Source organism: Chitinophaga sp. CCNWYY40 (assembly GCF_037483205.1).
In the GTDB taxonomy this organism is placed as follows: Bacteria; Bacteroidota; Bacteroidia; order Chitinophagales; family Chitinophagaceae; genus Chitinophaga; species Chitinophaga ginsengisegetis.
Window position 1 is genome coordinate 241,272 of record NZ_JBBHLF010000003.1, and the last position, 21,989, is coordinate 263,260.

Annotated in this window: 15 protein-coding genes; 9 read left to right on the forward strand and 6 right to left on the reverse strand. The window is 44.4% G+C overall.

The genetic code is table 11. The features are described from left to right. Positions 1-43: 43 nt before the first annotated feature. Together V7S65_RS11620 and V7S65_RS11625 are read left to right on the forward strand one after the other, a co-directional pair. Entirely contained in the window at positions 44-1,429 is a 1,386-nt protein-coding gene (locus tag V7S65_RS11620) for a DegT/DnrJ/EryC1/StrS family aminotransferase (protein WP_336387032.1), read from the forward strand. Between the two features lie 85 nt (positions 1,430-1,514). Next, a complete protein-coding gene (locus tag V7S65_RS11625; RefSeq protein ID WP_336387031.1) occupies positions 1,515-2,897 on the forward strand; it encodes a DegT/DnrJ/EryC1/StrS family aminotransferase in 1,383 nt (460 codons plus the stop codon). A 107-nt stretch (positions 2,898-3,004) separates the two neighbouring features. Here V7S65_RS11625 and V7S65_RS11630 read toward each other — a convergent pair whose 3' ends face one another. From V7S65_RS11630 to V7S65_RS11640, 3 genes are all read right to left on the reverse strand, one after another. Then, positions 3,005-6,112 carry a heparinase II/III domain-containing protein gene (locus tag V7S65_RS11630; RefSeq protein WP_336387030.1) on the reverse strand — a complete coding sequence of 1,036 codons (3,108 nt, stop codon included), beginning with the start codon at positions 6,110-6,112 and terminating at the stop codon, positions 3,005-3,007. A 91-nt stretch (positions 6,113-6,203) separates the two neighbouring features. Next, entirely contained in the window at positions 6,204-7,754 is a 1,551-nt protein-coding gene (locus V7S65_RS11635; RefSeq protein ID WP_336387029.1) for a RagB/SusD family nutrient uptake outer membrane protein, read from the reverse strand. 110 nt (positions 7,755-7,864) lie between these two features. Further along, positions 7,865-10,975, reverse strand: coding sequence for a SusC/RagA family TonB-linked outer membrane protein (locus V7S65_RS11640; protein ID WP_336387028.1), 3,111 nt, complete (start codon positions 10,973-10,975; stop codon positions 7,865-7,867). 535 nt (positions 10,976-11,510) lie between these two features. Here V7S65_RS11640 and V7S65_RS11645 point away from each other — a divergent pair. Together V7S65_RS11645 and V7S65_RS11650 are read left to right on the forward strand one after the other, a co-directional pair. Next, positions 11,511-12,101: a Crp/Fnr family transcriptional regulator gene (locus tag V7S65_RS11645; RefSeq protein WP_079473167.1), complete on the forward strand. Its 591-nt coding sequence runs from the start codon at positions 11,511-11,513 to the stop codon at positions 12,099-12,101. A gap of 46 nt (positions 12,102-12,147) precedes the next feature. After that, positions 12,148-13,098 (forward strand): amidohydrolase family protein, encoded by a 951-nt coding sequence (locus tag V7S65_RS11650; protein WP_336387027.1) that lies wholly within the window; start codon positions 12,148-12,150, stop codon positions 13,096-13,098. 1 nt (position 13,099) lies between these two features. Here V7S65_RS11650 and V7S65_RS11655 read toward each other — a convergent pair whose 3' ends face one another. After that, positions 13,100-14,092 (reverse strand): nucleoside hydrolase, encoded by a 993-nt coding sequence (locus V7S65_RS11655; protein ID WP_336387026.1) that lies wholly within the window; start codon positions 14,090-14,092, stop codon positions 13,100-13,102. A 181-nt stretch (positions 14,093-14,273) separates the two neighbouring features. Between V7S65_RS11655 and V7S65_RS11660 the strand changes: the two genes are divergently transcribed. The 5 genes from V7S65_RS11660 (at position 14,274) to V7S65_RS11680 (ending at position 18,293) form a co-directional block, all read left to right on the forward strand. Then, complete coding sequence (locus V7S65_RS11660) at positions 14,274-16,160, forward strand: tetratricopeptide repeat-containing sensor histidine kinase (protein WP_336387025.1); 1,887 nt, start codon at positions 14,274-14,276, stop codon at positions 16,158-16,160. Further along, positions 16,150-16,791 (forward strand): response regulator transcription factor, encoded by a 642-nt coding sequence (locus V7S65_RS11665; RefSeq protein ID WP_336387024.1) that lies wholly within the window; start codon positions 16,150-16,152, stop codon positions 16,789-16,791. Before V7S65_RS11660 ends, V7S65_RS11665 begins: the two co-directional genes overlap by 11 nt. A gap of 87 nt (positions 16,792-16,878) precedes the next feature. Next, positions 16,879-17,220, forward strand: a complete 342-nt coding sequence (locus V7S65_RS11670) for a zinc-ribbon domain-containing protein (protein ID WP_339545742.1) — start codon at positions 16,879-16,881, stop codon at positions 17,218-17,220. A gap of 5 nt (positions 17,221-17,225) precedes the next feature. Continuing rightward, the gene (locus tag V7S65_RS11675; RefSeq protein ID WP_079473161.1) at positions 17,226-17,651 is read left to right on the forward strand and encodes a hypothetical protein; all 426 of its coding nucleotides are present in this window, start codon (positions 17,226-17,228) and stop codon (positions 17,649-17,651) included. Positions 17,652-17,684: 33 nt separating this feature from the next. Next, complete coding sequence (locus tag V7S65_RS11680; RefSeq protein WP_336387022.1) at positions 17,685-18,293, forward strand: SIMPL domain-containing protein; 609 nt, start codon at positions 17,685-17,687, stop codon at positions 18,291-18,293. 121 nt (positions 18,294-18,414) lie between these two features. Here the strand turns inward: V7S65_RS11680 and V7S65_RS11685 are convergent, their stop codons facing one another. Beyond that, entirely contained in the window at positions 18,415-21,618 is a 3,204-nt protein-coding gene (locus V7S65_RS11685; RefSeq protein ID WP_336387021.1) for a TonB-dependent receptor, read from the reverse strand. A 170-nt stretch (positions 21,619-21,788) separates the two neighbouring features. Then, on the reverse strand, positions 21,789-21,938 hold the full coding sequence (locus V7S65_RS11690) for a hypothetical protein (protein ID WP_336387020.1): 150 nt from the start codon (positions 21,936-21,938) through the stop codon (positions 21,789-21,791). Between the last annotated feature and the right edge of the window lie 51 nt (positions 21,939-21,989).

Genomic DNA, 21,989 nt, shown 5'->3' on the forward strand with positions numbered 1-21,989 from the left:
AAATTCAGTTAAAATTCAATCTGCCTATTCAAAAAATGTTTTTATGAAATATAATTCTGACAGAAGAGATTTTATTGCAAAAGTTTCTGCCGGCACACTGGCTTACCTGGCAGCATATAGCATTCCTTCTTTTGCGCGTACCTCCAATGATCCGGACAAACTTGCCATACTGGGAGGCGTGCCGGTGAGGGATAATATGACCTGGCCACAGTGGCCATACCGGAACCAGAAAATGATAGACAACCTGACAGAAACCACCAAAAGTGGCATCTGGAGCCGTATTGACGCAGACAAAACAAGAGTATCCCAATGGGAATTGGATTTTGCTGCCATGACTGGTGCCCAATATGCTGTTGCTACCGGCTCCGGTACACAGTCCCTCAGTACCAGCCTCTTTGCCTTAGGCATTGGGCCAGGGGACGAAGTAATCACCTCTCCATACACGGATATGGGCACCGTTTCAGCTATCATTACCTGTCACGCCCTCCCTGTATTTGCAGATCTTGATCCCCTGTCTTTTCAGCTGAATGCAAAAGATGTGGAAAATAAAATAACGACGCGGACGAAAGCAATTATACCGGTGCATATGTTAGGCGCACCTTGTGAAATGGAACCAATTATGGCCATTGCAAAAAAACACCGGCTTTATATAGTAGAAGATGCTGCGCAGGCGCACCTGGCGTCTTACCAAGGTCAAAAGGTGGGAAATATCGGTAACCTTGGCTGCTTCAGCTTTCAGGGGAGCAAGCAGGTATCCTGTGGCGAGGGCGGAGCTGTTATTGGCAGCGACAAACAACTGATGGACAAAGTATATACCGTGATGAATCACGGTACTGCCAGAACCCCGATGGTGGACGCTAATGGGAAAATTCTCGGCGATCATGTGCGTATCGGTCCAAAATACAGGATGAATGAATTTCAGGCCTCCGTATTAAATGGCCAGCAGGACACCATCCAGCAACGCTTTGACATACGAAATAATAACGCCATCTATCTCCGTGAGCAATTAAAGGATTTCCCGGGGCTGAAAGTGCAAAAAATGTTTGAAGGAACAGATAGTGCCTCTTATTACCTGTTTGGCATGAGTTATCAGAAAGAGCATTTTAATAATGCAGACAGGAGCCTCTTCCTGAAAGCCATTGGAGCAGAAGGCGTAGGTCTCTCAGGATATATTTCCCAGGGATTACACAGAGAACCCTGGACCGGCTACATTATGGAGCAACAGGGATATAAATCAATGTTTGGAAAAAAGAGGCTGCAGCAATGGAAGGAAAGCCTGTATCTGCCGGAATGCGATAAAGCATGTGGGCAGATGGCAGGGCTTTATGCTGTTGGCACATTGCTGGGAACAAGAAAAGACATGGATTCCATAATAGCAGCGATCATGAAGGTACATAAGAATCGTGATCAGCTGGCCAAACTGGCCTGAATTAACGCAATGCCGTACCAAGTCTTGCGTACAATTACGGGCTTTACATCCATAATAATTAACAATGCTCTAAAACAGCTTTCACATGTCAAGTCAAAAATATTCCAGGCGGGCATTCATCAGGAAAAATGGCCTGGGGGGATTGGGCTTATTAGCTGCTTCCAGTTTGCTCTCCAATACAATTATCGATGGCACAAATATTAAAGGAAGGCCAGCAATACTGGACGGCAGCGCAATAAGAAAAGGCAAAACCTGGCCCGACTGGCCTATCTGGAACCCGGAAACAGACAGCAGCCGTATTGATGCAGTTTTAAAAAGTGGGGTATGGTCGCGCGCAACTGTGGTGAGTGAATTTGAAAAAAAATGGGCGGAAACAGTAGGCGCCAGAAGATGTGTAACCGTTGTAAACGGAACAAATGCTTTAACAGTAGCACTTAATCAGCTTGGTGTTACTGTGGGAGATGAAGTATTGGTTCCACCCTATACTTTTATAGGCACTATCGTTGCCATTATTAACAATGGCGCAATGCCCGTATTTGTAGATACCAACAGGGAAACCTTTCAGATAGATGTCAGCAAAATTGAAGCAAAAATCACCTCCCGGACCAAAGCTATTCTGCCTGTACATGTGCTGGGATTACCGGCCGATATGAGTGCGATAATGACTATTGCACGAAAACATAACCTGTTTGTAATTGAAGACGCCTGCCAGGCGCCATTGGCAGAAATCAATAACCAGCAGGTAGGTACATTTGGAAATGCAGGCTGTTATAGTTTTCAAAATTCTAAAAATCTGCCCGTGGGGGAAGGTGGCGCTATTGTGAGCAATAACGAAAACTTCATCGACAAATGTTATTCGTACCACAATTTCGGCTATCCGTATGGTTCGGTTACCGGGGCGCCGGACGCCGGCGCCCTGAGACAGGGGAACAAATTGAGATGGACCGAATACCAGGCAGCCATCGGGCTGGCACAACTGGTCCGCTTCCAGGAACAAACCAATCTCCGCAACACAAATGCGGCCTATCTACGTTCAAAAATTGAGTCCCTGCCTGGTATTATCCCTTATAAGCTTTCACCTGGTGTTACGCGTCCTACTTTTCACCTGTTTGCGTTCCGGTACCAAAAAGAAGCCTTTGGTGGTTTATCGCGGACCGGCTTTATCAATGCGCTGAATGCAGAAGGCATACCTGCTTCCGCCGGCTATACACCGTTGAATACACAACCTTATCTAAGCGAGGTATTTCAATCGTCGCTTTATAAAAAAGTATATCCGAAAAAAATGCTGAACATTCAATCATATAACAGCAACAACCATTGCCCGGAAAATGATATACTATGTAATGAAGAGGCGGTATGGCTGTTTCAAAACCTGTTGCTGGGAAACAGGTCAGATATGGACGATATTGCAGCAGCTATTGAGAAAACGCATGCCAATGCTGAGCAAATAAAAAAAAGTATTGGTTAACAGATGGAGTAATTCCCTGAATTTCCTTCAGAAGTATGTTAAGATGGATGAGTAACGTATTATCCATCTTAACATAAATTTCCGAGATTCACTTCGCCGCAACTACACTACTTTTCCACCCATGAAAACATGGGGTGTATAATAATTTTTTCGCCTGTTCCCACATTGCTGATCCATAGATCATTCCCTTTACGTATAGTCGGTTTCCCCGCCGTTTCAATTTCTCCGTCTTCTGTTAACCGCGTAATTACACCCTGCGGCTGAAAGCCGGCATCCAGCAGCGTAGCACCTTTATACAAAGCTGCAAAGGGAAGCGTAGTTTTCGTATAAATCTTCCTGTTATCTATGCTGTCAGCGGTTAATCTGCCAATTAACAGATCATCTGAAGTTTTAATCTTCAATATACCGTTCCTGTATTCAGCGATGGCTACAGGATGTACTGTTTTTCTATAAGCATTATAAACGTGCACAATTTGCTGCTCATATTTCGCGGCATCTGTAACGGGCCTGCCGGGCATAATACTGATAGTATTATTTTTAACGTCTACAGCAGATATAATACCTTCCACCACAGGTGATCTGAACACCCGGTTTTTCCATTTAAGGAAAGTACCGTTTGTATAATATACCCGGTGTAGTTTTTTCCCGGCGCCCAGTGTTACTACTGCAGTAGTAGCATCTGTTTCTATGTCTAACGCAGGAATATACTTCACAGCATTACCGGTATCGTTTATAACAATTTCAACAAAATGATCTCTGTTTATTTTCACAGCACGGGCATCTCCGCCCCGAATGGGCAGTTTCTCCAAATGGCTGATAAAGGGAACAGTAGCAAATGGCTCCCATACGCTTGTAAAAATACTTTTCAAAGTGTCCTGTTCGCCGGCGGATTTACCTTGTACCAGCAGGTATTTAATAATATAATCTTTCGCACGTGGTTTGTTAAAAGCATCCGCTTTAAAAACCCTTTGTTCTTTGTCGGGCAATACATGTATACGTAACCTGGCGCTGCTATCTTTGATATGTGCAAATTCTGTAACAGAATAGTTACTTTTCAGCTGCTGCACATTAAACAAGTGCTGATAGCCAGATCCCCGGTATGACCCGTAACTGCCGGTATATCCCGGCGCATTCATTTTTTGATTGTCATATATTTCACCAGGCTTTATATCTGGTCCGGCAAAAGTTCCCGGCTGTATTCCACTCCATTTTCCCTGAATGGCTTTCTCCGTCCCGGGAGGTCCGTGTAAGGAGTAATCGTGCTGATGACCTCCGGTTACTCTGAAAAAATCAACAAAATAACTCCTTCCGGTATCGGCATCCACCATAACAACATTTCTACGGTACTCGCTGACCTGGCCGTAAGGCAATGTTGATGCATCCATACTTCTTGCAAAAGTACCATCAGAAAAACTATGCAGGCTTCCTGCTGTGTTAAGGTATTGCTCCTGTGCATCTACCACCACAGTACTATGAGAAACGGTATTCGTGGACCAGGTATAAACTTCCTTTACAAATTCATTCATCGCATCCGGATAACCCAAATCAGGCATCATTTTCTGGCCATTTGCAAACAATTCCACATTTAAAAAATCCCAATGATAATGCGTTCCTTTATACCCATAATTAAATGAAACACCTATGTTATCATTTTTATTATTAAGAATCCCCATGCCATATCCTGCCAGCAAACGGGTATTCTCCGGAGCAAGCGCTACTTTTTCCCGAAGCGTGTCTTTAATTACATGTCTGAATAACGACTGGTAGGAATTAAAAGAGTTATCACCGGTTTTATCCATAAACTTCAACCAGTTTAAAAATTCAGATGTTCCGTAATTTTCATAAGCTACCTGGTAAATATTACTGTTTAATCCTACAATGCCGCCCAGGGTACTACCGGAATCGCCGATATCGGGCGTATATTTTTTTGCGACCACCATCTGCAAAGGGCTTTCAAACATCATTCTCATCCTGGTTTCTCCAAACAGATCTTTCCCGGCCCTTTTTAACAATGCGCCCAGCACAGCAAGTTTCTCCACTGTTAAAATATTATAACCGGGAGATTCGAGTGGCGTACCATCCCTGAAAATCATATTGTACAAAGCATATCGAATACCGGTTTGTACCCGGCTTACGCCTGGCTCGTCGACCATTTTATGGATATACTTTCCGGTTTCCATAAACTGCCGGGCAAGCAACACATATAATAATGCCGCCTGATGCATACCATAATTACCCTGTATCTTAAATTCCTGGTATGCGTCCACCGCTTCTTCCAGCACATTAGCTTCAACAGCGGCCCTTATTTGCCTGCCCGATTTACCATACAGCTTTTGCAGGGCAACATCGTCATCAATACTATCCCATACGGCGTCATAGGCTTCTGCAATATTTTGTATAAACCCGGTTTCCCAAATGAGGTTAAAAATTTTTCCGTTATATACTCCTCCCTGCTGCTTTAATATGTAACCATACCTGGATTGATTCGCGTGGTCCATCGAAGGATACACTTCTGCCAGTCTGTATAACATTACGGCGGCTTTATGTGCATATCTTTTATCTCCGGTAAGCAGGTATGCCCGGCCCAGGTTTAATATTGCCGGTTCAATGTAACTTTTCCATAACCAATGATTAGCATATGCTACAAACCAATAACGTTCACCATCCGGCGCTATCCAGCCCCAGCCACTGTCAGTATAGTCGCCATCCCATCCTTTCTTCTGAGTAAAACCACTTTTATAATATGCTCCATAGTCGTTAGACGGATAGGTCTCACCGCCAACAGGACATTTAACCTTAAAGGGCTCGCGGGGATCAATTATCCACGGGTATGTGCCTCCCTTTTTGAATACGGCATCGCCATGCTGCGGACAGCCCAGGGGATTTAAATCAAAAGCACGGGGAACCACTGCATCTGTCAGCAGCGACCTTAAATCTTCATCCTTCCATCCCAGCCATTGATTTGCCTCCTGTACAATTCCATCTCTTATATTACCAGCTTTAACATAATGCTGTATGTTGTTCAAAGCTACCTGCACATCTTTCTCTGTGTAAATCATCCGGTTTTGCTTCAACGGGTATCCGGGCTCACGTTCAGGCTTTGCAACATAGGCAGGAATCTCCGCCGGTTTTCCTTTCTCCTGCGCCAACACACAGGCAGGTATCAATATATGCAGTCCAATAAGAACACTATAAAAAAAACCGGACTTAATCATTATGCTTATTTTTTTTGCGATATGTTTAATAAGAATACCTGGCATAAAACTAATTATGCCAGGCGCTGATAAGAGAAAAATTATACAATAACTACCAATTCGGATTTTGTACCAGGTTAGGATTAAGCGCAAGTTCATTTACAGGAAAAGGCCACAAATAATCTCTCTGAGAGTTAAATGAACGGGATGCTCCGCTTTGTGCCAGAATATAATTGTCGGCCGTAAGTTGTGGAGTGGCTGTTCCAAATCCTCCCGGAAAAAAGTAGCAACCTAATATTGGTTTTGGCAGTACAGTTTCTGCAATTTTCCAACGGATAATATCCCAATACCGGAAGCCTTCCATAGCCAGTTCCACTCTGCGTTCCCTTCTTATTTCTTCCCGCATACTGAGGCTATGGTCAGCCACAAACGCATTTGTAAGATCAGGCAGGCTTGCCCTGGCTCTTAACAAGTTGATGGAAATTTTCAAATCGGCATCGGTAATATTTCCATTCAATTCATAGGTTGCTTCTGCATAGGTCAACAACACTTCCGCATACCTGATAACAGGCAGGTCGATAAAAGACTGGTTGTTATTAGGCGGCAGCTGATCTGCTGCATTTACGAATTTGCGATAGCAGAAACCGGTAGTTTGATACACCAGCTGTGGAAAAGTATATGGCGTATTTTGAAAATACTGGTCTCCTTCCTTCATAACAGACGCAGCTAAACGTGCATCGCGATTTACGAATATTTCGGAGTGACGGGTTGGCGCCACGTATAAAGGAGATTTATCTATAGGCAAACCGTCTTTCATAAGGTAAGCATCCACAAGCGACCTGGTTGGATTACAGGCGCCATTGATAATAACACCGATATTGTGACTGAGGATCTGGTCGGTCATGGAGCTACCATATTGTCTTACCAGAATATTCTCGCGATTCTGTCTTCCTTTTCCCGCGTATTGAAACAAATCAAAATAATTGGAAAATAAATCGTGCTCACCACTTTCCATTACGGCTTTTGCTGCCTGCACGGCAATGGTAAGATGAGCGGTTGGATTACCGTAGCTATGAAATTTAGCACGGGTACCTTCATACAATGCCACCCTTGCTTTAAAAGCTAAAGCAGCCGTTTTTGAGATGCGGCCATAGTTAGATCCGGCGCCCAGCGCAGTGGGAGTAGGTAGTATTGCGGCGGCCTCGCTCAGGTCTGAATAAATCAGGCTCACAACTTCTTCACGCGGGGATTTGGCGGCCGTAAGTTCTGCTGCATCCTCTTTCAATGTAGTTTTTATCAGGGGAACATCTCCATATCTTTGTACCAGCGAAAAATATCCCCATGCCCTAAAGAACTTTGCTTCAGCTATATACCTGTCAACCGTTTCCTGTACCACGCCGGCAGCAACAGCATTAACCGATTTTTCTATGATGTTATTAGCTGCCCTGATTAACTGATATGGTGTGGTAAAATCTGATGACGTAGCCGGGGGCTGCCATGTTCCTGAACTGATTTCGTTGGCAACCATTGCAAATCCGTCGTCGGACATATTATCCGCCGTAAGTGGCATGGTGGGCAGAAAAGTATACAGATAGTTGGCTGCCGCTTTGAGATCACTTTCACTTTTCCAAAATGACGCATCACTCACCACATTTTCCGGCATTCTATCAATATTGCATGATGAGAGCAGCGCCAAAATGAAAAGTATATTTCGAAATTTAAGTAGTTTCATCTTAATGATTGTTTGCTTAAGGAAATACATAACCAATGATCCTAAAAGGTGATATTTAAACCTATAGACATATTTGAGTACAAAGGATATTGGTATCCTTCCTCATTGCTATATTCAGGGCTGAATGCACCTTTGAAAACTCCAAGATCTGACCAGGTGAGCAAATCCTGACCTGTTACAAATACTCTGGCATTGGATATTTTTATTCTCTGAATAAATGTAGTTGGCAGGGAGTATCCGATCTGCAGGTTTTTCAGGCGGACATATCTTCCGTTTAACACCCATTTATCCGATTTCAGGTAGTTATGTCCTCCACCCAGGAACGGCCGTGGAAATGCAGCATTCCTGTTATCCTCTGTCCAGTAGTCCTTTTGAAAAGACATTGGATTATTCCATTGTGCATCCTGGGGGTTGATGTATTCGGAACTGGGATAAAAGGTCCTTGAGCCTACTCCCTGGAAGAAAAAGGAGAAGTCAATTCCTTTCCAGGCAAATCCACCGGTAATACCAAAAGTGTATCTCGGCTGGTCTGTTCCCAAATAAACCAGGTCGCCATGATCTTCCGGGGTTGCCTTTCCTACATTAATTAATTTATCACCGTTGATATCCACATATTTAACATCTCCCGGACCTGTTAACGCATTTTGAAATGCAGCGTTGTGTACCTCGTCAGCAGACTGGAAATAACCGTTGGTTCTATATCCCCAGATAGAATTAAGCGGATATCCTTCCAGAATATTTACAATGCCGGCTGATATTACTTTCTGCCCTGCATAGTGTAACAGCTTGTTCCTATTGTCTGACAGGTTAAATCCAATATTGTAACTGAAATTTTCATTAAGCTTATTCTTATGCTGAACTTCTAATTCCCAGCCCCATGATTTTAATTCGCCGTTATTTTTCCTGGGCGTGTTTACTCCAAATGTAGAAGGCAGCAATTGTGGGGTAAGCATGTTACGATTGTACTTAACGTAGTAGTCAGCTGAAACGGTCAATTTGCTTCCAAACAAACCCAGATCCAGACCGCCATTGGTCGTTTCCACGGTTTCCCATGCCAGGCTGGAAGAAGGGACTACATTTTGATAAAAGTACATAGCCCTGGTGCCGCCTAAAACAAGCGAGTTGGCCCTGGCGAGCATATTCAGGTAATCGTAGTTGCCAATAATACTGGCCAACGCGCTTCCCAGCTGCCCCCATGATGCTCTTAACTTAAGTGCCGAAATCAGTTCTGATTGTGGAAACCAGTTTTCTTTGTTAATGTTCCAGCCTGCGGAAACGGCGGGAAATGCTTTTGTTCTTAATCCGGGTGCCAGTCTTGAGCTTTCATCCACCCTCATTGTAGCCTCAAAAAGGTATCTGCTGAAATAGCTATAATTCAGTCTGCCGAAATAAGACTGATTCGCGTAAGTACTTATAGACTGACTATTGGTTTTGGTAGCGTCATCTCCGAGATTTAGTGCCGGAATATCATTGCTCGCGAGGCTTCTGGCAGTTGAATATACCTGTGAATACCTGTAATCTTCAAACTGATAACCACCCATTATATGAAAATCATGATTTTTCCCGAGGTGTAAATCATAATCCAATATCAGCTGCACGTTCTTATTGGTAGTTAAGTCATTTGTTACTTCATATGAGTTGGGGGTATTCAAATAATAGGTAGGCGTGTAACGCTGCCAGGTGGTTACAGTTCTATTAAACAAGTCCCTGTCTCCCCTTACATATTGTCCGCCTAATACAGCCCTGGCTTGCAGCCCTTTTACTAAATTAGCCAGCTTAAAGGTTACAACCCCGTCAAAGTTGTTGTTCTTATAGTTATTATAGCCACCTTCTTTCAAATACGCATAAGCCATGTTGGCGGATCCGCCACCAGCGCCACTAAGCTTTCCGTCCGGAGTAAATATAGGCCACCGCTGCCTGTAACGTAATGTCATATTCATTAAGTAAGAAGCGGGTTGCGAAGAAGCTTCCTGATCTGAATTTGAATAAGCCATCCTCGCGTCCATGGAAAGATAATCGGATAATTGCGCGCCAATATTGATACGTGCATTATATCGTTTCAGCTTATCGGGGCCAATTTTAAAAGCGCCATTCTGATCCATAAAACCAAAAGAAGCCATGTAGTTTATCTTATCCGAACCCCCACGGGCAGAAATGTTGTGTGTTTGCATAGTGGTAAAGTCGCGGATTAACTGATCCACAAAGCTCTTCTGATTGAGATAGATATATTGACTGGTATCTGCCGGGTTAACGAAATATTCGATACCCTTCCTGATATATTCCAGTGTAGCTGAATCGTAAGAAGGGCCGATACCAGCATTTTTGTTAGACAGGTTTGCAAAAGTAGCTTCATCCAGCAAAGACATTCTTTGCGGAACATCCTGCATCCAGCTTTTCCCATATCTGCCGGAATATTCAAAAACTGTTTTCCCTGATTTACCTTTCTTGGTGGTAATCAATATAACGCCACCGGCAGCCTGCGCTCCATATATGGCGGCTGCGGCGGCATCCTTCAGCACACTCATGGTTTCAACATCTTCAGGATTCATGGTTTGCAATGTGCTTATAGGAACCGTTACTCCATCCAGGAGTACCAGTGGGTCAACATTACCATTGGCTGAAGTAGCGCCTCTGATCTGCAGAGCAACGTTTTCGCTTCCGGGCTGTCCTGACGTTCGTGTAACAATCAATCCGGGCGAAGTTCCCTGCAACGCACTGGCAAGGTTACTTACTGGCCTGCCTTCAATAGCTTTAGCATCTATGGTGGAAACAGCGCCGGTAAGGTTCACCTTTTTTTGTGTACCATAGCCGACTACTACTACCTCTCCTAAAGCAGATTCTTTGGAAGACAGCACAACATCGATTACGTTTCTTCCACCAACCGTTTCCAGTGCGGTGCCATAACCGGTAAAAGAAACAACTAATACGTCGTTCTCCTTCAGTTTTAATTTTAACTGTCCTTCCGCATTGGTGGTACCACCCGATTTTGTACCCTTTACGATAATGTTCACGCCCAAAAGTGGGCTCCGGTTGGCTCCATCTGTTACCCTCACGGTGACTTCTCTTGAAGTTTGTGCAAACGTGTGGAACGGACTACAGATTGCCGCAAGGGCAATAATGATTCGAAATAAACATCTTTTTGACTTCATCATAAGTCATTGGTTTGGTTGATAAAAAAATAATTACAGATCTCGACTCACAACATTTTACTTAGGAATGCAGGCGCATAAATAATTAGACGGAATTACTTTAGTCTGGCGAGATTAAATGTAGTCAATTTTTGCTTACAAATATCATTGTATTTAGTATGCAAAATGTGTTATTTACATTAACTTATTCACACATGCGTTTAAAACGAAAAATCAAACGGCTATTGAAAAACAAAGCAAAAAAGCAGATTCGACCAAGACATCTCATGACTTTTTCATGACATATATTCACTGAAAAATACTTCCTTATTAATTCATAAGGCTATATTACTGTACTCATTTCTAAATTATTTTTGTATACTTTATTAGACTGATTAGCCAAATCAGGAGTGAAGATGACCCAGTAAAGAAATGCAGGAGTATAACGTGAAGCCAGTGGAGGAGATAAAAAAGCACAAAGCTAATCTTCAGAAAATAGTAAAAAACTGGATAAAGATAATGGACAGTTAAATGCGCTTTTACCTTAGTATATTGCCGTATGTATGAACAGCTGACTAAATATATTACAGACAGGGTTCAATTAAGTGAAGCCAATTTGCAGAAGGTGCTATCCTGTTTTAACCTCCTGAAAGCAAAAAAGAATGAGCTGGTAGGAAGAACAGGAGAACCATCGAGACGTATGTTTTTCGTAAACAAAGGATGCTTACGGGTGTATTTTATAAAACCCGACGGAAGAGAAGCCACACGCCGGTTTGCTTTCGAAAACTCCTTCTCTACTTCGCTAACATCTTTTATTGATGGTACATTGCTCAAAGAAGACACACAGGCTATTGAGCAATCGGAATTGCTGTATATCCACCGCGAGGATTTTTACTCCCTCCTGGATACTATTCCCGGTTGGGAAATATTTTATCGTGGTTTTCTTGAATCTGCCTATTTAACCAATACCAGGCGACTGGAAGATCTTATTACACTAAATCCACGGGAGCGCTATCAATTGCTGCTGAAAGAAAATCCCCAGATGGTGCTCCGTTTACCTAATAAGCTGGTGGCAAACTATCTCAATATTACCCAGGAGGCCCTCAGCAGAATAAAATCCGGCATACGATTATTTGATCAGGATCAATAATATACCTACTGAATAGCTGGACTTTTGTAGCTCAATTCAATCAGCTATGCGTATTATATCATTAGAAGAACACATTGCCTTACCTGAGTTTGCCCATGAGATACAGCAATGGCCGCTACCTAAGCAGGCAGTAGAGCAACTCGCCGACATCAGTGACACCCGCTTAAAATCGATGGACGATAACAGTATTGACATGCAGGTATTGTCTGTAGTAGGCAGGGGCGCAGAAAGTTTACCAACACGGAAAGCGCTGAACTTTGCCTGCAGGTACAATGATATCCTTGCCGCAAAAATTGCCGCCCATCCTACCCGGTTTAAAGCATTCGCACATCTGCCGATGTCTTCCCCGGAGGCGGCGGCAAACGAGCTGGAAAGAGCAAAAGAGGAACATCATTTCTGTGGCGCCCTGATCAACGGACTTACAAATGGTAAATTCCTGGACCTCCCGGAATTCAGGCCATTGCTGCAAAAAGCGGAACAATTACAGATGCCCCTTTACCTGCATCCCGGCATGCCGCCTGAAACGGTGGCCGAAGCCTATTACAACGATCTGCCGGGATCAACAGGAGTTATGCTCGCATGCGGCGGTTGGGGATGGCATGCTGAAACAGCCCTGCAGGTACTACGTTTAATTATCACCGGAACATTAGACCGGTATCCCCGGTTAAAGATCATCATTGGGCATATGGGAGAAATGATACCGATGATGATGTCCCGGCTGGATGAAAAATTCAATGTTAGCAGCACAGGTTATCACCAGCGTTCTGTCAGTCAAACCCTGCGCGACCAGGTACACATTACCACCAGCGGGATTTTTACATTACCTCCACTGATGGCTGCACTGGGAACTTTTGGTATCGATAATGTCATGTTTTCAGTAGATTATCCTTTCAGCACAAACGAAGCAGGAAAGCAACTGCTGGAAAGCATTCCGCTGCCTCCTGAAGAGGTAGCGAAGATAGCGGGCGGAAATGCGGAGAGATTGCTGGGGCTGTAGATTATTTCGCCTGCCCGGGTATCACCATCAGTGAATCGAATCTTTCGGCAATCGCCGTGGGATCAACTCCCCCGGCGAATTCACTGACCAGGTGGTGCCGCTCATCGTTTGGCGCGAAACGCCACAAATTCGTTCCGTCTTCGAAAATATGGTTATACCCCCGTTCTTCCAGCCGGAAATAAGGCCGGGGGCCTTTAACCGCTACATAAACAGCAATGAGATCAGCGCTGTGATGCCAGTTTCTTTTCCAGCTTTCAAGGAACAGTTTGTACGCATGAGCCATCGGGGTGTGTTTATATTTTTCATTGAAAAAAACTTTCCCGGTAGGCACGCTGTCGGCGAAAGCGCCACCGCCGGTGAAATATATGCGGGTGGGCCATGCTGCAGCAACATGTTGGGTAGAACGCGGATCGGACTTGAAATTCCCCCAGGGTCTCGGGTCCTGGTCTGCGGGGTACCTGCCTCCCATACATACCAGGTGCTTCACTTTCTTTCTTACCAGGTCAATTCCTTTCAGGCTGCTAAACTGGTCTGCTTCCGTTTCCAGCAGTTTGGAAAGATTGGTCAGATCGCCCACCGTCACTACCACCACACTTGTATCCGGTTGTGATGCGAGGATCTTCCGGTACAGCGTGGTGGCTTCCGGCATATCCTCGCCCAATTTGGCGTTTGGCTTAAATTCTTCGCAAAGCCGGCGGGCATATTTTGATTTATGGTACACGCCAAACCGCTGCACAGCACCGATTGGAATCTCCGGCCTGCCGTAATAAGTGTTGATCACATCCACTGCTCCCGGCGACCACGGATTGAGACTGGACACCATCACCGCCAGTATTTCCGCTTCCCCGATATTGGCGAAACCGTGGAGCATCGCCAGGGCGCCCACATCATCCACATCGGAATCCATATCAGTATCGAAAATAATTTTTACGCGTTGCGCTGAAGCGAGGAGGCATAGCAGCAGGCTAAGGATCAGCAATCCAATATGTTTCATTTGTTTCATCTTTTCAAACGTGGCATTTCGTAAAAACAGACGTGCAACCGGGCATTTAGGACCTATCAGCAGAAAAAATATTCAATTCAGTAAAAATGAGCGGCTTTTGTCAGGATTGGATTGTTTAATTATCTTCCATGTTTGAAACAAAACACAATGGTATCATATCAGCATTAAGCGAATGAATAAAAGAGCGTTGCTTTCTATCTGTCTTCTCCTGGTTTCTATTTCCTGCCTGGCGCAAAACCAGGGAGCCTTTGTGGGGTTTGGTAATCTTCCGGTAAAAACCCCTGACTCGTTATTGCAGCATCTGAAGCAGGCCGGTGATATTAAAGCCAGAATGCTTGCCACACAGTCTTTAACGGCATTCCATGCTGCTCACGGAACAACAGACTCGGTTATCTTTTATTCCCGGCAGATGATCGATGCGGTAAACAATAGTGCGGTGAAGGATCACGACAAGCTTTCCTATCAATCCACACTATATCATACTTTAGCGAAAGCTTATAGCGAACAGGGCTTGCATGATGAAGCGCTGCGTTATTACCTGGAAGGGATCAGGTGTGCAGAAGCGTTGAACGATAATGCGGCTGTTAACGAAAATAAACTGGGCATAGCAAATGTATATTTTGCGCGGAACGAATACAACAAAGCGATTGAAGCATACAACGATCTGCTGAATACCTCCCACGATGAGCAACTGATACATATTGCGTATCAGCAACTGGGTATAATTTACCTGGAGAAAAAAGACCTGGCCACGGCGAAAGCGTATACTGAAAAGGCGCTCTTATTTTTCCGGCAGGAACACCAGCTAAAAAACGAGCTTCAGACAAAATTGGCCCTGGGCATTATCGCTGAACTTAATCAGCATACGGAAGAAGCATTTTCCATATACAACGAAGTAAAAAATAATGCAGAAGCCCAACAGTTTTTTGATATCTATATTAACGCAGGACAACGACTGGGTGATCTGCTTATTATCAACAAGGAATATGAAGATGCCAAACGCTTACTTTCACTGGTATATACAAATGCTATCCAGTGGAACGACATGAAAGCACAGCTGAAGGCATTGAACAGCCTGCGAACCGTGCATGCAGCTACCGGCGACTATGAAAATGCCTATGCCATCATGACGCAGTATATGGGCATCTCCAGGGAAATGTTAAACCTGCAAAATAAAAAAGAGATCAATGAGCTGGAAATAAAATACCAGACTGTCCAGAAAGAAAAAGAGATATTAAATAAAGAAAACGAACTGCAACACCAGAAAACAATAAAATATAGCCTGTTAATTGGATTCCTGGTGATCCTGTTACCCGTTATCGGCCTGCTGTATATGTATTATCAGAAGTTGCAGGCACAAAGCAAGCTGAATGCAACAATGGATGAAATGAATCAGCAAAAAATTGCGGTGCTGTTAAAAGATAAAGAACTGGCACTGCTGAAAGCTTCTGTGAGCGGACAGGAAAAAGAACGAAAGCGGATAGCGGAAGAATTGCATGACAGTATTGGCGGGAACCTGGCCGCCATTAAGCTTCGCCTGTCGAACCAGGGTAGTGTGAATGGATTAAAAGAGGTAATAAAACAGATTGATGACACCTACGTCCAGGTGCGTGATCTTTCGCATGATCTCATTCCGCAGAAATTCAACAATACAGGATTTACAGAACTGATTGCCGGCTATCTGAGGCAATTTGATGTTCCGGGGAACGCTAAGATATCTTTCCAGGCTTATCCCAGGGAAGAAATAGACCTGATTGGCACTACGCTGAAAGTGGAGATCTATAAGATAATACAGGAACTGATCACCAATACACAAAAGCACAGCCAGGCATCGAAAGTTGAAATACAACTGACGAAGATCGATGGCTTGCTAAAGCTGCTGTTTGAAGACAATGGCAAAGGTTTTTCTGTAGAAACAACCAAACATGGCATTGGGTTCCAGAATATACGGGAGCGGTTAAAATTATTCGATGGGGCGCTTTCTATTGACTCATTCCCATCGAAAGGCACAGTAATAGATATTGAAATATCCTTAAAACCAGAGTGGTATGAAGCATAATATTATTCTAGCAGATGATCACAAATTATTCCTGGAAGGTCTTATCAGGCTCATAGAAAAAGAGAGCGACCTGCATGTTCTGTATTATGCACACAATGGCAAACTGGTGATGAACTACCTGGATCAACATCCGGAGGAGCAGGTAGACCTGGTAATCACGGATATCAGTATGCCGGATGTGGATGGCATAACGCTTAATAATCACATCAAAGAAAAAAGACCGGAAATCAGCACACTGGTGGTGAGCATGCATACGGACAATAATATGATTGATGCCCTTATTCAGCACCAGGTAGATGGCTTTTTATCAAAAAACGCAGATTCAGACGAATTTCTTAAAGCGATTAAAATGATCCTGAAAGGTGAAAAGTACTTTTCAGACGCCGTAAAACAGAGTTACCTCAACAGTGCTTTCTATAAGGAAAAAGAAACCCTTGAAATGCTTACCTCGCGGGAAAAGGATGTACTGAAATTAATTGCAGAAGAATACACCACCCAGGAAATTGCCGATAAACTCTTTTTAAGCAAACACACCATTGAAAGCTACCGCAAAACACTTATCCTCAAATTAAAAGTACGCAACCTGGCAGGACTCACCCGGTATGCCGTTAAGCTGGGACTACTCAGCTAACCCCCTGAAAACAGGGTATTGATTTTCACTGGAAACCATGTTGTTGCCCACAACGTGCAGGTCTACCTTTGTTTCAAATAAAACAGCATGATAGTTTTTTTTGGAATAAGGGAAAAGAAGATCAGCCTGGAGCCTGCGCATCAGCACTCCTGTAATCATTGTTCACAAAGGAAAAGTTTGTACATACAAACGAGCTGCGTTTACTTCCATGTGTTCTGGATCCCTGCATTCCCCGTTTATAAAAAAACTTACAGCATTTGCAGCAATTGCCGGCAGGCCCTAACCAGCAACGAAATGCCGCCTGACTTACATGCAAAAGCCGGCGACCTTAAAAAACAGGCAAAGATCCCCTGGTACCTGTTTACAGGTTCCGGCCTGGTAATGCTGTTCATCATTTTCGCAATTTTCATTTCTAATACTAAAAAATAATAACTATGATTTACGGAATCTCATTGATCTTATTAAGCATCATCGCTGTCCCTTCCCTGTTACTGTCAAGAAAGCCCAACGCAAAGGAACTGCTGGAAAAAGTGGAACCATACCAGGGATGGATAGGAATTATTTTCTGTTTCTGGGGAATCTGGGGTATAGTAACCGCCGTACTGCATATGGGCTGGCTTACAGCAGCACCCATCTGGTGGGGAACGTTAGTGGCTGGCAGCCTGGTAGAAGCCTGCCTGGGTTTTTTACTCGGATATCCGCTCATCACCAAATTATTCCTTTCCAAAAGTGAAAAAGCCATGGAAAAGGCAGTACAGATCAGGGCGAAAATTGCTCCAAAACAAGGGAAACTCGGAATACTGGGCATTATCGTAGGTGTATGGATGATCGCAGCTTCTTTAATATTTACGATCGCGTAAGTATATATTTTCCAGTAAGTCAAAAATAAACCAATGAAAAAAATACTACTGGCTGCAATGATATTGGTTGCAGCATTAAATGGCTACTCCCAGGAAAAGGAAAGCTCTATCGAAGTGAGGGGTATTGCCAAAATAGACCGGGAAGTTGAATCCTACCTGATAGATTTTGCAATAATAGACGAATTGAGAGAAGATGATGGGAAGAAAACTTATGAAGATATTAAGAAGGCATTCTTTGCCCAGGCTAAAGCAGCAGGTTTTGAGGAAAGCCGGTTTAAAGAAGATAAAATGGGTTATCAGACGTTGCAATATTACAGGGAAGGCAGCTTATACACATTTGAAACACGCTCCAAAGAAGAACTTTTGAAAGTTGCAAAATTGGCAAACGGAGTTGTAGTTAATATAATAAGCACAAGGTCAAAATTTAAGCCTGTTAAAGACAGTAAAAAACTATATGAGACCGCATTTAGCGACAGCAAAGAAAAGGCCGCCAGCATTGCAAAGGCAATCAATAGAAAACTAGGCGCGGCTATTACGGTTACAGATCTTAGTTCTCCTGAACCAGGATCTGAAGAAAACCTCACATATAGACCGGTTACGGATCAATACTACTATCTGTCTGTTAAATTTTTGATAGAGTAGCCGGCCTGTCATTCATTTGTTATCCCAAATAACTAAACATAAAGAAAGAAGCTACCTCATTTATTAACGAGGTAGCTTCCTTTTACTTACTTATTTAAAGATTCCTGCCAATCCTGCTTCGCTAGAATATAAACCGCAACCCCAGCTGCGTTTGCCAGCGGCTTAACAAATCCGGGCTGGCAATAAAGGTTTCTTTCAGGGAAGGATCGAACTGGTAAGTGGGTACTCCATTGGTTACGCCCGTTACAGATATCGGCTGGAAATACCCCGAGTTGCTCGCATACTTCCGGACGCCCCATTTACTGCTGATCAGGTTACCGAGGTTAACTACATCCAGGCTGATTTGCACTGTCCTGATTTTCTCCCCGGTTTTAAAATAAAAGTCCTGTAATACGCGCATATCCACCTGGCTGAACCAGGGGCTTACTCCTGCATATTTTTCGGTATACATGCCCCGCCGGCTTCTCAGGTAATGATCCTGTTCGATGAATGCTTTATACGCTGCTTTCTGGGCTGCGGCATTCTGCACTACACCGTTTACGTCAGTAAGGGGCGCAAATTGCATTAAGTCGATTTCGCTATTCTTTGGGACGTAGAGCAGGTCGTTGCTGGTAGTACCATCGTTGTTGATGTCTCCTCCATAGATATAGGCGAAGCGGTTGCCACTGCTCCAGTTACCGAAGAGGGAAACGGTGGTGGCATATTTACCTTTTCCGTAGTTGAACTTTTTGCTGGCGGCTACTACGAATCGGTGCGTGTTTCCATAGAGGGAAGGCGTATTCCTGGCCTCGTTGGCGTTATTGAGGATAGGGTTCCGGTCGAATGCGTCGCCGCTGATCTCTGCTGAAATAGAGCTTGCATCGCGCGACACCAGGTAATTATAGGCGCCGTATAAAAACAGGTTGTTGCTGAACGTTTTCTGAACGGTAAAGCTGGTATTGAACTGATCGCCTGTTTTTGTATTGGTGAAAATATACGCATTCACAGCGCCTTTGTCGGTGTCTTTATAAATGCTTCGTGTATCACCGATGCCGCTGTTCAGTGACCCGGTAGGCGTACCCAGTTTGTAGTTTCTTACCATCATGGCGTTTACATCTTTCGAGTAGGCTACATCCACACTGAAGATGGTTCCCAGTCCGGCTCTAATATCGGCGCCGATGTTGGTCCGCCAGATCTGCGGCCATTTAAAATCGCGGTCGGTGGCACAATAAAAACCGGAAGTGGGGTTACCGATCTGGTTACCAATCCAAACAAACGGAAAGCGGCCGGTAAAGAGACCGGAACCGCCTCTTAACTGCAGGCTCTTGTCGGCTTTTACGTCCCAGTTGAAACCAATCCTCGGGGATAACAGGGGCTTGGACGAAGGAAGCCTGGTATTATCCAGTTGTTTCCCCTGGCCGTTTGTAACCGGTTCTCCGTGTTCATCAAAGAGGGTCAGGTTATCATTATTAGGAATGGTTGGCGAAGTTTTTTTGCCGTCCGGCGATTGAAAAGAGGAATTCATATAAAGCGGAATATCCATCCGGAGACCGAAGGTAACGCGCAGGTTATCGGACGCTTTCCATTCATCCTGCAAATAGGCTGATAACTGTGCCACAGTGATGTAATACCAGTTCCATTTATCGGCGGCGCCTGCGGCTCTTGCGGCCGCTACATCAACATCCAGGGGATATGCGCCAAAAACATATTTGCCGCTCACCGGAACGCTGTCTTTGAAAACCTGGATATCGGCATCACTGAAAAGGGTGGCGCCATAACCGGTGAGGTTAAACGAGTTCCCGAATTTAAAGGACTCATAAGATCCTCCAACCGTAATAGTATGTTTTGGAAGAATGATATTGAAATTATCTGTTACCTGGAAAGCATCCTGGTTCAGCCGGTTGTTGATGGAAAACGGTTCATGCCCGGCTACGATGTACATGGTACCATACTTGGTGATATTCAGTACAGGAAAGGGTTCTGAGAAAGGCGTTCTCTTATCCTTGAAGGTGGTATACACCGCTCTCAGCTTATTGGCGTAGTGGTTGCCGAAGTTGGACTTCAACTCGGCACCGAACGACTGCAATCTATTCTCGATTTCATAACCGGAATTCCTGAATTGCAAGGTTTGGTAATCGGGGCCACGATCGCGGATGGCGTTGGGATGGGCTGGTTTTTCTTTCGTTGCCTGCAGGCCATTGTAGGTAAAAGCGAGGCTATGATTTTCGTTGATCACCCAATCCAGTTTTGCCAGCCACTTATAATTTTTTTGCTTGAGATTAAAGCCTTGCCAGGGACCGGTTTCATAATCGAATTTATCCCGCAGGATATCGCTTACGGCTATCAGGTCTGATTCCAGCACACGGGAAGTATTGTTATTGTTGCCGTTGCTGGCGGTGCGTGCCACATAGCTGCTGGCGGCATCTTCCCGTTGTTCCGTTTCAAAATTGGCGAAGTAGTAAAGCTTGTTTTTAACAATGGCGCCTCCCACTGCAAAGCCGGCCTGTAGCTGTGTGAGGTCGGGTACCGCGATTTTGTTGCCATCCACTTTTTTGCCGGTCATGCCCTGGTTGCGATAAAAACCATAAACGGTACCGCCAAAAGTATTGGTACCTGATTTGGTAACGGTGTTAACGCCGGCGCCGGTGAAGCCCGCCTGGGTTACATCATAGGGCGCCAGGTTCACCTGTATCTGGTCAATAGCGTCCAGGGAAATGGGTTGAGCGCCTGTTTGTCCGCCGGGTGTAGGCGCATCCAGGCCAAAGGGATTATTGAATACGGCGCCATCGAGTGAATAGTTGTTGTATTGCCCGTTGCGGCCGGCGAAAGAGGTACCGTTGATCGTTGCGGAAGCGGAGGGAGTAAGCCTCGTAAAATCGTCCGCGGAGCGGGAAATGGTTGGCAATTGACGCAATTGCCGCGAACTGATATTGGAAGAGGCGCCTGTACGCTGGTTATCGAAAATTTTGGAACGGCCGGTAACAGTGATGGCCGACAGGTTTGCAGAGCTGAGTTCCAGTTGTAAGTCCAGCGCTGTGTTTTGCCCCAGTTCAAGGAAAATATTCTCTTCCGATTTTTCTGAATAACCCACGAAAGAAGCGGTCACTTTGTAAGGCCCGCCTACCCGGAGGTTAGGTACCTGGAAGGAGCCATTATTCTGGGTAATAATGACTTTGCTGATGCCCGCTTCCCGGTATTCAATTTTTACGGTGGCGCCGGCCAGTGGTTTGCCTTCCTTACTTTGAATAGTACCACTCAGGGTGGCAGTGGTTACCTGCGCATTGGTTAATATGCTTATAAACAGGCATAACAGAATAAGGCATCCGGTAAGAACTGGATTTCTCATAGCAGCAGTTGATTTTGGTTGACTATGAATGTATCGTTTTTTCGTAACCTTTTATTAACAAATTTTACACAGGATAGCTATGGGTACTCATCTTAGTAGTAAATAAAAACCGCGAAGTGATACCACTCCGCGGTTTTTATTCTATTGGCAGGAAGCCTGATTGTATTTAATTATTGCTGGTTCGCCAGTGTGATCATGGCTGATACTTCTGCTACAGCCACATCGTCACCACCACTGAAGCCGGTGAAACGGAAGCGGATATTACCTTTGCCATCCATAACAAACTTGGTGGGGAGCCCCTTCACCTTGTAGCTGTCCACTACTTTGATTTCAGTTTCAAATGCCCCTTATTCAGAGAAGCAGGGCGAGGT